Origin of the sequence: Streptomyces sp. HUAS CB01 (assembly GCF_030406905.1) — a bacterium.
In the GTDB taxonomy this organism is placed as follows: Bacteria; Actinomycetota; Actinomycetes; order Streptomycetales; family Streptomycetaceae; genus Streptomyces; species Streptomyces chengbuensis.
Map to the genome: position 1 here is coordinate 1535288 of NZ_CP129137.1, position 14682 is coordinate 1549969.

9 protein-coding genes are annotated in these 14682 nt (G+C 72.5%); 1 reads left to right on the forward strand and 8 read right to left on the reverse strand.

The window, feature by feature from the left end; translation table 11 throughout:
* Window positions 1-87 precede the first annotated feature (87 nt).
* The 5 genes from fxsT to fxsA all read right to left on the reverse strand — a co-directional run bounded on the left by fxsT (window position 88) and on the right by fxsA (window position 8655).
* A complete protein-coding gene (gene fxsT, locus QRN89_RS06895) occupies window positions 88-4020 on the reverse strand; it encodes an FxSxx-COOH system tetratricopeptide repeat protein (protein ID WP_290348463.1) in 3933 nt (1310 codons plus the stop codon).
* Window positions 4004-5380 (reverse strand): FxsC protein, encoded by a 1377-nt coding sequence (fsxC, locus tag QRN89_RS06900; RefSeq protein WP_290348464.1) that lies wholly within the window; start codon window positions 5378-5380, stop codon window positions 4004-4006. Before fsxC ends, fxsT begins: the two co-directional genes overlap by 17 nt.
* 80 nt (window positions 5381-5460) lie before the next feature.
* On the reverse strand, window positions 5461-6237 hold the full coding sequence (locus QRN89_RS06905; protein ID WP_290348465.1) for an AAC(3) family N-acetyltransferase: 777 nt from the start codon (window positions 6235-6237) through the stop codon (window positions 5461-5463).
* Window positions 6218-8440 carry a radical SAM/SPASM protein FxsBH, inactivated beta-hydroxylase extension form gene (gene fxsBH, locus QRN89_RS06910; protein WP_290348466.1) on the reverse strand — a complete coding sequence of 741 codons (2223 nt, stop codon included), beginning with the start codon at window positions 8438-8440 and terminating at the stop codon, window positions 6218-6220. Before fxsBH ends, QRN89_RS06905 begins: the two co-directional genes overlap by 20 nt.
* A 50-nt stretch (window positions 8441-8490) precedes the next feature.
* On the reverse strand, window positions 8491-8655 hold the full coding sequence (gene fxsA / locus QRN89_RS06915; RefSeq protein ID WP_290348467.1) for an FxSxx-COOH cyclophane-containing RiPP peptide: 165 nt from the start codon (window positions 8653-8655) through the stop codon (window positions 8491-8493).
* A 235-nt stretch (window positions 8656-8890) separates the two neighbouring features.
* On the opposite strand from fxsA, the gene QRN89_RS06920 reads away from it, so the two are divergent.
* Window positions 8891-9793 carry a DUF4231 domain-containing protein gene (locus QRN89_RS06920; RefSeq protein WP_290353599.1) on the forward strand — a complete coding sequence of 301 codons (903 nt, stop codon included), beginning with the start codon at window positions 8891-8893 and terminating at the stop codon, window positions 9791-9793.
* Between the two features lie 150 nt (window positions 9794-9943).
* Here the strand turns inward: QRN89_RS06920 and QRN89_RS06925 are convergent, their stop codons facing one another.
* From QRN89_RS06925 to QRN89_RS06940, 3 genes are all read right to left on the reverse strand, one after another.
* The gene (locus QRN89_RS06925) at window positions 9944-10423 is read right to left on the reverse strand and encodes a hypothetical protein (protein ID WP_290348468.1); all 480 of its coding nucleotides are present in this window, start codon (window positions 10421-10423) and stop codon (window positions 9944-9946) included.
* A gap of 146 nt (window positions 10424-10569) precedes the next feature.
* Window positions 10570-11475, reverse strand: coding sequence for a S1 family peptidase (locus QRN89_RS06930; protein ID WP_290348469.1), 906 nt, complete (start codon window positions 11473-11475; stop codon window positions 10570-10572).
* Between the two features lie 1820 nt (window positions 11476-13295).
* On the reverse strand, window positions 13296-14537 hold the full coding sequence (locus QRN89_RS06940; protein WP_290348470.1) for a DUF5685 family protein: 1242 nt from the start codon (window positions 14535-14537) through the stop codon (window positions 13296-13298).
* Window positions 14538-14682: the final 145 nt, after the last annotated feature.

Genomic DNA, 14682 nt, shown 5'->3' on the forward strand with positions numbered 1-14682 from the left:
CGAGGCACCGGACGGCGGGGCGCGTCGCTGCCGCGCACGGGTCCCGGGCTCCCCGCGGAGGGCGGGGAGAACCGGGCCCCGATACGGTCAGACGGCCAGCGGCTCCAGGTCGCGGTGGGTCCTGCGCTCGTCCCGGGCGATCCGGGTCAGCGCGTGCTCCTCCCCCAGCAGCCGCGCCAGTTCCTCCGCCGTCTCCGCCCGCAGCGCCGCCGCCTCGTCCTTGCGGCCCAGGGCGCTGAGGGTGACGGCGATGTTGGAGGAGACGGCGAGGACCTCGGGGTGGTGGAGGCCCAGGACCTCGCGCAGCTTCGTCACCGCCCGCCGCTCGGTCTCCAGCGCCGACTCCAGTTCGCCCAGGTCGGCACGGGCGTTGGCGAGGTTGACGGTGCAGAACAGCGTGTGCGGATGGGCCGTGCCGAGGACGTCGGTCATCCGGCGGACGGTGGGCACGAGCAGCTGCTCCGCGGTCTCGGGGTCGCCGCAGCCCCACTGGTAGATGCCGAGGTTGTTGATCGCGGCGAGGGTGTAGGGGTGCTTCTCGCCCGGCACCTTCATGTACTGGTCGACGACCTCCTGGGCGAGGTCCCGGGCCGCCACCGGTTCCCCGGCAGCGAACAGGTCGGCCGCCAGGTTCAGATCGCAGGCGAGCGAGTCAGGGTTCGCCGAGGTGTACTTGGCGCGGTAGCGGTTGCGGGTGGCCGTCGTCAGCCTGCGGGCGTCCTCCAGCCGGCCGGCCCGGCGCAGCGAGACGGCGAGGCTCTTGCCCGCCGCCAGCGTGCCGGGGAAGGCGCGGCCGAGGGTCTGCTTGTAGCTCTCGTAGGTGCGGCTGAGCAGGCTGACGGAGTCCTCGTACCGGCCGACCTCGCGCAGGTCGCGGGCGAGCGAGGTGGCCGAGGAGAGCGTGTACGGGTGCTCGGGACCGAGCACCTCGGTGCGGCGGTCGAAGACGTCCTGGTCGATCTCGCGGGCCCGTGCGTAGTGGCCGACCATGCGCAGGTTCAGTGCCAGGTTGTTGGCGGCGGCCAGGGTGCGCGGGTGGGACTCGTGGAAGATCTGGCTGAACCCCTCGTGCGCCTCGGTGGCCAGTTCCATGGCCTTGCCGTACTGGCCGAGGGTGCCCAGGTCCATCGCCAGGCCGCTGGTGGTCATGTACGTGTGCGGGTGGGAGGGGCCGAGCACGGCGCGCTGGCGCTCCAGGGTGACCTCGTCCAGTTCCCTGGCCTCCACGTAACGGCCCTGCGAGCGGAAGATGTTGGAGAGGTGGAAGCGCAGGTACAGGTACTGCAGGTCGTCGTTGCCGAGCATCTCCCGCCAGGCTTCGCGCAGATCGTCGCCGAGGGCGCCGGCGGCCTGCCAGTCACCGCGCTTCCAGAGGTAGCGCACCCGGTCGATGAGCAGCCTGCGGGTCTCGGGCTCCTTGCAGTAGCGGGCCTCGGAGGGGCCGAGGTGCGGCCAGATGGTGTTGAACCGTGGCCAGGTCTCGGGGTTGTCGATCGGTTCGTCGTCGTCGGGGCGGGCGCCGGCGAGGATCCGGTGGACGGCGTGCCGCGCGTCCATCTGCTCCTCCTCGCTGAGCTGGGCCCGGATGACGGCCTGCACCAGCCGGTGCACCTGGATGGAGTTGGAGACCTGGTCGACCTTGGCGAGGGCGAACCGGCCGATCTCGCGGATGACGCGACCGAGTACGAGCTTCTCCTGGAGGGACGCGTCGTACGGCTTGAGCGCCTCGATCATCTCCTTGCTGTAGAGCAGGTTCGCGGAGATCGGCTCGGGGGCGAAGAACGCGCAGAGCTGGAGCAGCCGTACGGCGGCCGGTGAGCGCTCCTTGAGGCGCTCGATGGAGACGTTCCAGGTCGCGGCGACCGGCTCGGGGTAGCCGGCGGGCTGGTTGAGCGCGAGGACACTGGGCGCCTGCCGGCCGAGCTGCTCCAGGTAGGCGGCGACGGGTGTGGCGGTCTCGGCGATCCAGGCCGCGGCCTGTTCGACGGCGAGCGGCAGGTCACCGACCGCGGCGGCGACCTGGTCGGCGTCCTGCAGGGTGAGTCCGGGCGCGCGGCGCTGGAGGTGCTCGACGGACTCCTCGCGCAGGAAGACGTCGACCGGCAGGGCGTCGCCGTACTGGGACCAGGTCTGGTTCCGGGAGGTGACGAGGATGTGGCCGCCGGTCGGGAAGAACCGCTTGAGCTGCTCCGGGTCGTCGGCGTTGTCGAAGACGAGCAGCCAGCGGGAGGTCGGTACGCCGCGCCTGAGCAGGTCGACCGCCTCCTGGGAGGCGGCGGCCATGTCCTCGCCGCCCTGGGCGCCGAGCCGGGTGGCGAGTTCGGCGAGCCCGGCGACGACGTCGTCGGTCTGCTCGGAGGAGATCCACCACACCAGGTCGTAGTCGGCCATGAAGCGGTGCACGTACTCCAGGGCCACCTGGGTCTTGCCGACGCCGCCGAGGCCGTACAGCGTCTGGGGCTGCGGGAGCACGACGGCCATGCCGCCGCCGAGCTGGTCGCGCATCCGCTCCAGGACGACGGACCGTCCGGTGAAGCCGGGGTTGCGGGCCGGCGCGTTCCAGATCTTGGGGACGGTGCCGGGGAACCGCGGGCCCGGCGCGACCCCGTCGGTGAGCTGGACCGGACGGTCGAGCGCGCGCAGCAGTGCGCTGGTGGCGTGCACCTCGTCGAGGCGGAAGAGGTCGACGGGGTTGCGGTCGATGTAGGGGGTGGTGAGGCGTACGTCGCCGACGCGCAGCGGCAGCAGATGGCGGCCGCGGCCGCCGCCGGGGTCCTCGGCCGCGGCCCGTTCCCACACCTCCACGGCGCGGGCGGACTTGAGATAGGCGCTGGAGAGGAGGACGACGGTGCGGGCCGCGTTCTCGGGGGCGAGGGCGGCGGAGCCGTCCTGGGGCGGTTCCGCGGAGACGTCGCGCGGGACGACGCGGAAGCCGGCGCGGGTGAGGACGGACTCGATCCAGTCGGCCCACATGCGGTTCTCGGCGACGTAGCTGAGGAACAGGTCGGCGGGCAGCGCGGGGCGGCGGCGGGTGAAGGCGTCCCTGATCCGCAGCCTGATCTCCTCGCCGACGGTGGGCATGGCGGTGATCTCCCCTTCGGTGACCACGGCGGTGAGCCGTTCGAAGGCGGAGAGCAGGGAGTTGGTGAGTCCGGCCTCGTCGCCGAAGGTGGCGAGGGTCTCCTCGTAGGCGTAGTAGGGGCGGTACGGGATCTCCACCGCGCCCCAGTAGGAGGTGAGTTCCTCGCCGGCGAGCCCGGTGGGGAACCGGTCGAACTTCAGCCGCGCGAGGGCCCGTCCGGCGTCGGCCTTCTCCTTCTCGCCCTCGTCGATGCGCATGGGGACGGGGAGGATGCGGATGCCGCGGCCGCCGTAGCGCTCGTCGATCTGGCGGGCGACGGCGGCGGCGCCGTCGATGGACTGGTCGCTGAGGGTGAAGCAGTCGACGAGGACGTCCGGGAGGTGGACGGTGCAGATGTCGGCGATGTCGCTGAGACCGGTGCGGCTGTCGATGAGGACGTAGTCGTAGTTGGCCTTCATGTCGTCGCGCAGTGCGTCGAAGAAGTGCCCGCCGCCGAGCCGGTCGTAGAAGTTGTCCCAGTCGAAGGTGGAGACGGTCGCCGAGTACTCGCGGTTCTGCTTGCCCGCGGAGACGAAGTCGAGGGTGCCGCCCTCGGGGAACTCCCAGCCGAGGTTCTCGGGGGTGAGGGAGACGGCGTGCGGCTGGATGCGGGCGTAGTCCCGGTGCCAGTCGTCGGGACGCTGCACGGGGCTCGTCGCGGCCCAGGCGTACTCGGTGATCAGGTCGATGACCCCGGTGGTGGCACCGAGCGTGGACGGGTCGAGGAAGGGGTGGAAGAACCGGTGCAGGCCGGGGGCTTCCAGGTCCCAGTCCACGGCGAGGACCCGCTTGCCGTTGGCAGCGAGTATCCAGGCGGTGTTGGCCATGGCCATCGTCCGCCCGGTGCCTCCCTTGTACGAGTAGAACGTGACGATGCGTCCGTCACGACTGGCTGTCATCCGTGTCCTCCGCATCCGGCGCGTGGTCGAGCGTGTCGGGGATGTAGTGCGTGGTGGCGTACTCGGCCGCCATGGGACCGCGCAGCCGCGGACGTTCGGTGTGGCTGCCGCCGGCGGGCGGATAGACCTGGGCGTGGCGCAGGTACTGCTGGGCGGCCGCCTCCACGACCTGGGGGAGGATCTGGCCGAAGGCCTCCATGCTCGGTACGCCGCGGGCGGCGGCGCGGCAGGCGGCGCGGCCCTGGCTGAGTTTGGTCGGCAGGGTCTGTTCGAGCTTGGCGGTGAGCTCGCTCTCGGCACCGCGGCTCTGGTGGTCGTCGCGGTTCCAGGGGACGACGACACTGACCCAGGGCCGGTTCTCGGCGTCGAAGGCGGCGAGCCGCTCGCGTCTCTCGTCGTCCTCCAGGGCCCAGCGGTCGACGATCAGCAGCTCGGGCCTGGTCGGGGGCTGCTTGCTGTCGAGCGGTGTGCTGTCGTGGTCGAACGAGGCGACGGTGGCCTGGTAGTTGAGGGTCCGCACCAGGTCGCGGGCGACGTAGGCCAGCGGCCGGTGCGCCTCGGGGTAGTAGGGGTTCCAGTCCTGCGGCATGTCGCCGTAGTAGTCGGGGTCGCGCCCCGGGGGCAGGTCGTGCCGGGTCGGGGCGGCCACGGTGACCTGGATGGGGCGGGGGCCGGTGCTGCGCGGTCTGGCCGGGTCCGGGGTGCCGAAGGCGCTGGGGGCCTGCCGGTAGTCGAGCGGTCTGCCGGGCCCGACCGGGGTGGTGTCCGCGACGCTGACGATGCGTTTGGCGAGTTCGTAGACCGCGCGCTCGTACTCCTCGGCGAATATCCGGAGTTTGATCAGACCGTAGAGTCCGTCGGTGACGTAGCGGTCACCGAAGGCACGGTGGTTGAACTGCAACCGCTCGGCAGGTCCGGGCAGTTGCTCGGGCGGCACCGGGACCCACAGCGCGGGCACGATGGCCTCGGCGGGCCGGTTGCTCTTGGCCTGGTGGTAGATCTCCCGCTGGGCGAAGGCGTACCACTCCTTGCCGCACATCTCGCTGGCGAAGAAGCGCGGGGAGAACAGCGGCACGAAGACCCGGCAGGTGGCGAGGACTTCGGCGAGCCGCTCGGACCATCCCTCGCCGGAGCGTATCTCCCGGTCCATGAATCCCGCGGGCGCCCCGGCGGGGAGATCGGTCATGGCCATCACATGGCCGCACAGATCCCGGAAGAGACGCTCGACCCACATGTCGGGGTCCGGCCCGCCCGCTCCGTACCTCGGTGTGTGCGCATAGCTCAAGAAGAAGTACGGCCGATGGTCCGCCGCTCGCTGCTGCGATGACGCGTGCACACGACCCCCGTCCTGTATGAACACCCGCACTCCATGGTGATGAGGTGCGAGCGGACCAATCATTCCGGAGCAGACCTTGCTCCATCCCCTAGTCGTTCGGTCAATCAACGCCGCTTTTCGGACATCCACGCCACCGCATGGTCCACCGCATCGGTGATCGAGAACAAGGTCGCGGTCGTTCCTCCCAGTTGTCCTTTCTGTTCGAGATTCCAGGAGAAGGCGGCTCCGATGGCGTCGAAATCACTGTCGTCGAGTTCGACGTCCCGGTATTCCGTCCATTCCGGGCCGTGCGCCCCGCGCACCACACAGGCGTACCGGCGCAGAGGCGCGCCGATTCGGTACTCCGCGAGGTGAAAGGCGGTGCACACGGAGAACCCCACATTGATCATCAATACCCGTGCCCCGGCCCGGTAGAGCGCCCCGAGCGGGGATTCCTCTCCGAGATGGCAGGTGAGCGGATGCCGGGAGAGGAGTTCCCCCGCCCTCCGGCCGAGGGCGGCGAACGACGTCTGGGGGTGGGCGCTGCGCACCGCGCCTCCGGTGGTCCGCACGGACTCGGCCAACCGGCCCATCCCGGTGCTCGGAGTGGTGGCCGGGTCGAAGGCGGGCATCGTGGCCCGGAAGGCCGCCGCCTGAGTGGGTGTCAGGCCGGACACGCGCCGCAGATGGGCGGAGGACGTGTCGGAGTTCTCGGCGGTGAAGGCGGGGACCACGAGCGTGCCGTCCTCGCCGACCGCCCGCAGCAGGGCGTCGCGGAGCTCCGGGGCGTCCATGCCCGTGCCGCCGAGGCCCGCGTGGACGAGGACCGTCTCCCCCGTCCGTAACCCGAGTTCCGTCAGTTGCCGCGCGAGCCCGTCGCGCTCAACGACTGTGTCGGTCACGGTCCGCCTCTTCCCACAGCAGCGCCAGCAGACGTTTCCCGCCGACGGTGAGTTCCGCGGCGCGGCCCAGGGTGTCCAGCGCCCGCAGGGCGGCATCCGCGCCGTCCGGGTCGAAGGCGCGGAGCCCGGTCCGCTCGTACGCCCCCGCCAGCAGTTCGGACACCGGGACCGGCGCCTCCTGCCACGGTGCCGGGTGGGTCCACAGGCCGTCGTCGGCGTAGAGGTCGGTGGCCTCCAGCAGGGCCTGGAGGCGCGCCCGGCGCCAGCCGCGCAGCAGCGCGGGCGCCAAGTCCCCGGCCTCGGCGTGCAGCGGGACGCCGAGAGCCCCGAGCCCGTGCCGTCCGACCCGGGGCCGGGCGCCGCCGACGGGGGTGAGCGTGGTGAGCGACGCCGCGGCGGCCGCGGCCTGTTCCGGTGCGCGGGCGCGCAGCAGCCCCCAGGCACGGGCCAGCCGGTCCGTCCAGCCGGCCGCCTCGTCGTGGCCGAGCCGGGGCAGCACCGGGGCGTCGAAGCAGTCGCGGTAGGGGTCGAGGTCGTCGACGGCGAGGTCGGGCGCCCCGTCCCGGCCGAGCCGGCGGACGGGCCGCCAGTCGGCGGACGGCTCCTCGGCCCGGGAGATGTGACGCTCCCGGTCGCCGGTCCGCACGAGGAGGCCCTTCTCGACGGGCCGCACCTCCGCGGTACCGCGCGGTTCCGTCCCGGTGAGCCGGAGTTCGCCGAGCGTGGGCAGCAGCAGCGCCCCGCCCTCGTACGGGACCTGCACCGGCAGGTCGAGGCCGCCGCGGACGACGGCGGCGGCGGCCGACGACGCCAGCCGGGCGGCCGGGAGGAGGGCGGCGCCGGGCACGCCCTCGTGCAGTGCGTCCAGGGCGGCCAGCAGCCAGCCGCGGGTGTACGGGTGGGTCAGCACGCAGTCGAGCGCGCCGGGATGCCGGTCGACCGCGCCGGCCAGTTCCCAGGCACGGTCCCACTCCTCGCCGCCCCGCCCGTCGAGCTCCCGGTGGAGGTCGGCCAGGAGCAGCCGCGTCAGCTCGTGCTGCTCGGTCCGCAGCTCCCCGTCGTCGGTGACCGCTGCGGGCACCGACCGGGCGGCGGTGCGGTGCTCGATGCCGCGGACGAGGGCCTCGAGGTCCGTGCAGTAGACGGAGGTGTTGTCGAAGCCGGCGCCACTGCGGTAGCGGTGGGTGTAGAGACCGCCCCCGCAGGAGCGGACGACGGCGCAATCGCGACAGGTGTCGCCGACACCGGCGAGGCCGAGCTGTCGGGCCCGCACGCCCGGATGGGCGGCGACCTCGTCGAAGGTGTGGGCGAAGACGTCGAAGCCGGTGGCCGCGGCACCCTCGTAGGCGCTCTTGAGCGAGTCGACCTGCTCCAGGGTGCCGTCGGTCTCGACGACGACGAGGTCGGTGGGGGTGAGACCGAGCGACTCGGTGAGCCCGGGGCCCCCGGAAAGGGTGGAGAGGACGGAGGCGAAGAGCCGCACCGGCACCCGTCGGCCCTGCCGGTCCCAGCGGTCGAAGACGGTGAGGAGCCAGTCGGCGTACGCGGTCGGGGAGCCGCCGGGCCGCGGCGGCGGCTCGTCCCACGTGGCGTGCGGCAGCAGGAAGTCGATGCGCGGGGGGTCGAGCTCCATCAGCGCGTCGTGGACGGCGACCGGGTCGTTGGCGACGTCGACGGTGCACAGGAGGCCGAGGTTGAGATGGCGCCAGCGGTCCGTGCTCAGCACCTGGACGGCCTTCAGCACCAGAGGGTGGCTGCTGCGCCCGTCCGCGAAGCGGCGGTGGCGGTCGTTGGCGGCCTTGTCGCCGTCGAGGGAGATGCCCACCTTGACGTCGAACTCGTCGAAGAGTTCCAGATAGCGGGGGCTCAGCTGGAGGCCATTGGTGTGAATTCGCAGGTCGAGGGCGGCGACACCGTCGAGGGCTTTGGTGAGTTCCTCACAGACCCGGCGTAACCGGGCGGGGCCGGCGAGCAGAGGCTCCCCTCCGTGCAGGATCACTGACACGGAGGGCAGGGCATGTTTCTTCGCATGCTCGGCCAGTCGCAGAGCTGTCCAGAAAATCGCCTCGTCAGAGATTGCTTTCGGGCGGGTGCGCCAGCTCTGATCAGCGTGTTCGTAGATATAACAGTGGTCGCAAGCAAGATCACATCTGCTGTGGACCTTCAAGACGATCTCGCGGAACGGGACCACGGGTCGGGTCATTCCGCCAGTCTAGGGCAGCCCGTCCGCCGTACGGACGGTCTGGAACCGGACTAGAGCGCGGAGTTGAACGTGGACATCCGTGCGGAACGGTCGGCGCCGGCAGGGCGCACACGACCCAGCTTCCTGGCCGCCTCGGCGTCACGCACGTCGATCTCGGTGAGGGGCACCCGGTCCTTCTTCACAGAAGCAAAGGTGACTGAAGTCTGGAGGGTCACGACGGCCGTCCTAGGTCATGTTGTGCTAACGGGGGAGCACCGGGCACCGTTGCAGTGTCGGCGGCACGACTTTACTCTCATGGCCACCCGCAGCAACTCGGCACGTAGAGCTGAAACAAAAGCGTTGCGCGAGTATGCCCCACTCCGAACGGAACAAGCCATTCCATCGAACGAGTGAAGCCAAAATCCGCCGAGGGGGGTACGCATGACCGGTATTCCCGGCCATCTGCAAAGCATGGTCTTTCGAAATGCTGATCTGCCGGCACTGTTCCACCGAGCGGACGAGACGGCCGTCGACCGGCAGCGGGAGGCGGTCAAGGGCACCCGGCTGCAGCTGCTCCTCCTGGTCCTGGGCTCGGCGTTCGCGGCGCTGCCCTGGCGAGGGAGGGTCGGCGACTCCTTCCAGCTCATGGGACTGCTCAGTGCCTCGGCGTACGCCTGGGTGCTCGTGCTGAGCTTCCGCGGGACACGCCGTCGGGCAAAGTCGCACTGGCAACTCAACCGCTCCGCAGCGGAGTTCATCCGCTCGATGTGCTGGCGCTACGCGGTGCACGGGGCGCCCTTCGACTCCGACTCCCCCGATCCGGACCGGCTGTTCACGACCCGGCTGGAGGAAGGGCTCGGGGAACTGCGCAAGGTCGGCTGGGTGGACCCGCGCGAGGAAGGCGGGAGCACGGTCTCCGCCGAGCTGATCACCACTCCGATGCGTCTGCTGCGGGGCAAGGTCTTCAGCGTACGCAAGGAGACGTATGTGAGGGACCGTCTGATCGAGCAGCGCAACTGGTACCACCGGCGTGCGGAGATCTCCCGGCGCGCGACCGCGCTGTGGACGGTGACGATCGGCCTGCTCACCGCGCTCGCGCTGCTGTTCGGGGTACTGCGCACGTTCTCCGTCACCGAATCGGCCGAACCGGTGCCACTGCTGTCCGCGGCCGCCGCGGCGTGTCTGGCGTGGAGCGAGATCCGCCGCCACCAGCCGCTGATCGCGGCGCACTCCCTGGTGGAGGAGGACCTGGCGGCGATCCACATCGCGATGGAGACCTCGGTGACGGAGGAGCAGTGGCCCTCGGCGGTGTACGAGACCGAGCGGATCGTCTCGCCCCAGCACACCGACTGGCTGGTTCAGCACCGTAGTTGACGGACGGACGGGGGCGCGTGGCGCCGGACGGCCGTCCGGCGCCGGGCCCCGTACCGCCCCGCCGGAGCCTGACGTCCCCGCCGTCGCCGCCTTCCGTGGCCGGCCGGCTCGCCGCCGACCGCCGCGAGGAGTTCGCCGGGCCCGCGTGCGTCAGGGCCGCTCGACCCCGTCGCACCACACCACCGTCACCGGCGTGCCGCGCTCGCGCGCGTACCGGACGATGTCGCCGGTGCCGCCGAGCCCGCGGGCGGGGCGGCCGTCCCAGACCGCCAGGAGCCGGTCGCAGTTGTCGGCGATGTACGTGCCGGCCGCGTAGTACGCCTCGTCCGTGGAGCGGGGGAAGGCCAGCCGGACCTCCTGGCTGGCCCTGCCCCTGAGCCGCCGGTAGCAGGCCAGCGCGCCGGGGTCGTCGAAGCCGTCCTCGTAGTCCCCGCTCGGGATGACCACGGTGAGTTCCGCGCCGCAGGCGAGGGCGATGTCGGCGAAGAGCTGGTCGGCCCCCTCGGCGAGGCTGGAGAGCGCTTCCAGCGCACCCTCGTGGCCGCGCAGCAGCGCCTCCATCCCGGCCAGCACATGCGGCATGGCCTCGGGCGGAATGCTTCTGTGGCCGGTCACTCCGATGCGCTTCATCCGCCCCCCCGATCCGTTGTGGCCGACCGCTGTGCCATCCTCTCAAAAGTGTGCAAGACGTCGAGCCCCCGCCGTGCACGGCGGGGGCTCTTGTGACCGCTGGGACGTCCTCGGCGTCCGCGGGACCGGCCTTGGGCCGTTGCGCCCTAGTAGACGCTGACCCCGTAGGCGCTCAGGGCCTCGGTGACGGGCTGGAAGAAGGTCGTACCGCCACTGGAGCAGTTGCCGCTGCCGCCGGAGGTCAGACCGATAGCCCGGCTGCCGGAGTACAGCGGGCCGCCGCTGTCGCCCGGCTCGGCGCAGACGTTGGTGCGGATCATGCCGTAGACGATGTCACCGCCGCCGTAGTTGACCGTGGCGTTGAGACCGGTGACGGTGCCGCTGTGGGTGCCCGTGGTGGAGCCGCGGCGGGTCACGGACATGCCGACCGTCGCGTTGGCCGCGCTGGTGATGTCGACGCTGCCGACCGTGCCCGGCTTGGAGATGGAGGTGTTGCTGTAGCGCACGATGCCGTAGTCGTTGCCCGGGAAGCTGGAGCCCGCGGTCGGGCCGAGGACGGTCGTGCGGGCGGAGTTCGCGTACCAGGTGCCCGCGCCGTCGGTGCAGTGGCCCGCCGTCAGGAAGTACGAAGTGCCCGCGCTGTTGCGGACGTTGAAGCCCAGGGAGCAGCGCCAGCTGGTGGCGTAGACGGCGTCGCCGCCGGAGATGAGCTTGCTGAACGTGCCGGGGGTGCGCTCGATGCGGAGGGCACCGGCGTTGGCGCCGGCCTCCCGCTTGATCCTCGCGATCTCGGCCTTGGAGACGGTGGAGTCGGCGGTCACGACGAGGGTGTTGGTCGCTTTGTCGACATGCCAGGCGGTACCCGCCACATCGGCGGTCAGCACGGAGTCGCTCGCGGCGGAGAGCTGGGACGCGCTGAAGGTGACGGGAGCCTCGTCCGCGGCGGCGGTGGGGACGGCCAGTGCGGCGGCGGCGACGAGACCGGTCGTCACGGCGAGCAGACGGGTTCGTCTGGCCACGCCGTGGGTGGGGGTGGTGCGCTTGATCCTCACTTCTCGTTCCTCCCGAGGGGAATCGGGGGCCCGACTGTGGGGTGACGGGCCCGTGAGGCGCAGTCAGCGGGCGCGGGGATGCGTCCGGAATCCGGTCACGTTGTGCCCCTGACAAGCGCTGTTCGGGAGTATTCGGCGAGCCAACTTGCCGCGCAAGGGCACCTTTCGGCCGTGCGGCGCCGTGGCACGCCGGAGGGCCCCCGAGGTGTGGTACCTCAAGGGCTGCCGCGGTCCGTCGCGGGTGGGACGGACCGACTGGCGGTCAGGTTCCGTTCCCCGGCCGGGAGTTCGGGCTCCGGGCCTGCCGTCCCCCGCCGGGGAGGGGCGGGTGACATGGGCCGGGAACGATGAGCGGCCATGGAGGTCCGCCGTACGGCGCGCGCCGTGCGGGGCGGCGCCCGCCGGGAGGTGCGCGGCGACAACCCGGCTCGTGCCGGGCTCGGTGTGGAGGCGCGGTCGGAGTTCGAACCCCCGTACGCAGGCGGGAGTTTCACGGCACCGGGCGCCCGGCCGCGTGCCGCCGGGGGCGGCCCGCGATTGTCCCCCTCGGCCGTCCGCGTCGAGGAGGACGGCGCGGTCAGCGGCTCGCCGCCACCGGCGGGCCCACCGTGGACGGCGGTCGTCGGCGTCGCATCTCACCCCTCCCTGGCCGGGCCCGGGTTGACCGGAATTCGCTCTTCCGCGCGGCCGGAGTGACCGCTGGCACCTCCGTCCCGCATCAGGAGGGGCCGGCCGGCCGGGCGCCGCCCAGGGCATGACCGCCTTCGAAGCGCCCGTTTCCCGTCCTTTCCCCGGTTTCCCCGCGAAGCGCCGCCACAGCGTCAGTCGTTCCCCTGGCGGCCTCGGTCGCGGAGATGCCGACGACCCGGCCGGACCGGCCGCGGCTCACCCGGTCCAGGGTCGCCACGGTCGTGGACACGGGGAACGGCTCGGTGCGGGTGGTGGTGACGGTGGGCACCAGCCCGATCCGCCCGGTGGTGGGGGGCGACACTCGACAGCACCGCGAGTGCGTCGAGCCCCGGCCGGGCGAAGGAGTCGCCGAGGGTGACGAAGTCGAGGGCACCCCCGCTCGGCGAGCCGGGAGGGGGCGACGGTAGTGGTGTGCGTCGTACCGCGCCGGCCGCCGAGGGCGACGGTGAGGTGCCGCGGACGGGTGGAGGTCATGGCTGGGTGCCTCTCCGCGTGGTCGGTTCCGGGGGCGGTGGGGCACCGGGCCCGATGGGTGCCCGCAGGGGACGGGGGTCGCGTGTCATGCGCTGAGCGGGGTGCGGCGGTCGAGGTCCCGGAGGGGGCAGAGCACCGCCGTGGCAGCGGCGTCGTTCCGGGCGAACGCCGGTCGCCGGTGCGCGGTCCGGTGAAGACGCCGCCCGGGCGTGGTGTGCCGGCCGAGCGCGAACCGCCGCGGGTGGGAACGGCCGCCCCGCTCCGGCACGCGCCCGTCGGCGGGATCCACCTGCACCGGGCACCCCTGCCGCGAGCGGGCCGGGGCCGGGAGAGGGCGGGGTACGCGCGGGCTCGGTGGCGCGCCCGTCGGGGCCCGGAGGGGATGAGGGGGACCAGGGGCCGCGAACGGCCGGGGGAGCGCGAAGGAGCCGTGTCCGCGAGGTGGCGCACCCGTCCGAAGGACGGTTCTGCCCGCATCCCGTACCACGACCGTCGCAGGCGGCCGGGCCGCGGCGCGCCCGGCTCCGGCGGCGCGTACACGTGCCGGACGACCGCGGGACGGGCCGTCGGCGCGCCCGGCTCCGGCGGGGGCACGCGCGCCGGGCGTCACCGACCGGCTCCGGCGGGGGCACGCCGGCCGGGTGTCGCGGACCGGCTCAGCAGCCGTCGCAGGGGCAGCAGCAGTCGCAACCGTCGCAGCCGCAGTCGCACTTGTGGCAGCAGCCCTCGCGCTTCTTGCGGGACCAGGGGCCCTCGTACTCCTCGGCGCAGCAGAGCCGACAGGTGCAGCACAGGCCGATGAAGGCCGCGCAGCCGGCCCAGAAGCCGCGGGGCTTGGGCTTGGGGGGCTCACCGCCGAAACCGAACAGGGGCGGCTCGCCGCCGTTCCCGCCGGACCCGCCGCCGTAGGGGGTGCCACCGTACGGACTGCCGCCTCCGTAGGGGTTGGCCGAGCCGTACGGTCCCGCGGCTCCTCCGTGGGGGCCGCCGTACGGATTGCCGCCCTGCGGCGGCTGTCCGCCGTAGCCCTGGTGCGAGCAGGCCGCCGTGCCGAAGGCCCGGTCCACGGAGCGCGGGAGCTCGTGCGCGAGGAGCACGTGCAGCAGCCGGTCGTCGACGAACTCCGCGTCCCGCAGGGCGAGCCTGATGCCGTGGAGGGCGTCGTCGGCGAGGCGGCGGGCCTCGGCGAGGCTCGTGCCGGTCGCCGTGAGCGGGTTCCAGGCGCCCGCAGTGGCATCGGCCTCCCGGTCCTCCACGGCGTCCAGGAGATGCGCCAGCCGTCCGAAGAGCCGGCCCGCCTCGGCGAGCGGCGCGGCGTTGGCGGGGCGCCCGGCGAGCACCGCGGTGTGCGCGAAGGCGGCGGCGGTCGCCGTCTCCGTCGGCTCGGTCACGACCAGCAGCGGGGTGCCGGGTCCCGCCAGGGACTCGATGCCGGTCTGCCGGTCCACCGCGTCGACCAGCACCGCCGTGTCGAAGCCCAGCGCGGCGCCGGCGCGGGCGCCCGCCCGGTCCCAGCCCTTCGCGATCCGGCGCGCCGCAGCGGCGACCGGCCTGCGGGCCAACACCCCGTCCCGGTCGGCCACGTGGTCGCGGACCTTGGCGGACGCGAGGACGAGCGAGACGGCGGCGGCGAGCCGGGCACCCTCGCCCCGGGCGACGGGCGCGGTGCGCATGGCCCGCAGCGGACAGGGCCCGGCCGTGCGCCGCTGCGCGGGGGTGCGCTCGGCCTGAGCCTCCGTCAGAACCGAGACGATGAGCCCGTCGTAGTTCGTGACGACCCTGGCGAACTGTCCGTGGTCCGCCCGAAGTGCCAGGCAGAGCCCGCACAGATGGGCCATCCACTCCGTCTTGAGGCCGTTCGTGAGGCGATGGGTGCAGGGCCGGACGATTCCGAACACGACGTTCCCCCGAGTGTCGTTCGAGTGTGCGGCCCGCATCGTATCCGGCCGGCCCGTTCACCCGGACGCTCCGACGCTCACCCGTCTGCCGAGACATTCATATTTTGCTTCGATATGAGCCCCTTCAGGGCCCCTACGCTGGAAG

What these genes read in the sequence shown, in the direction of transcription:
- QRN89_RS06920 (WP_290353599.1), top strand. Translation starts at nt 8,891, where the DNA reads ATGGTCTTTCGAAATGCTGATCTGCCGGCACTGTTCCACCGAGCGGAC.
- fxsT (WP_290348463.1), bottom strand. Translation starts at nt 4,020, where the DNA reads ATGACAGCCAGTCGTGACGGACGCATCGTCACGTTCTACTCGTACAAG.
- QRN89_RS06925 (WP_290348468.1), bottom strand. Translation starts at nt 10,423, where the DNA reads ATGAAGCGCATCGGAGTGACCGGCCACAGAAGCATTCCGCCCGAGGCC.
- fxsBH (WP_290348466.1), bottom strand. Translation starts at nt 8,440, where the DNA reads ATGACCCGACCCGTGGTCCCGTTCCGCGAGATCGTCTTGAAGGTCCAC.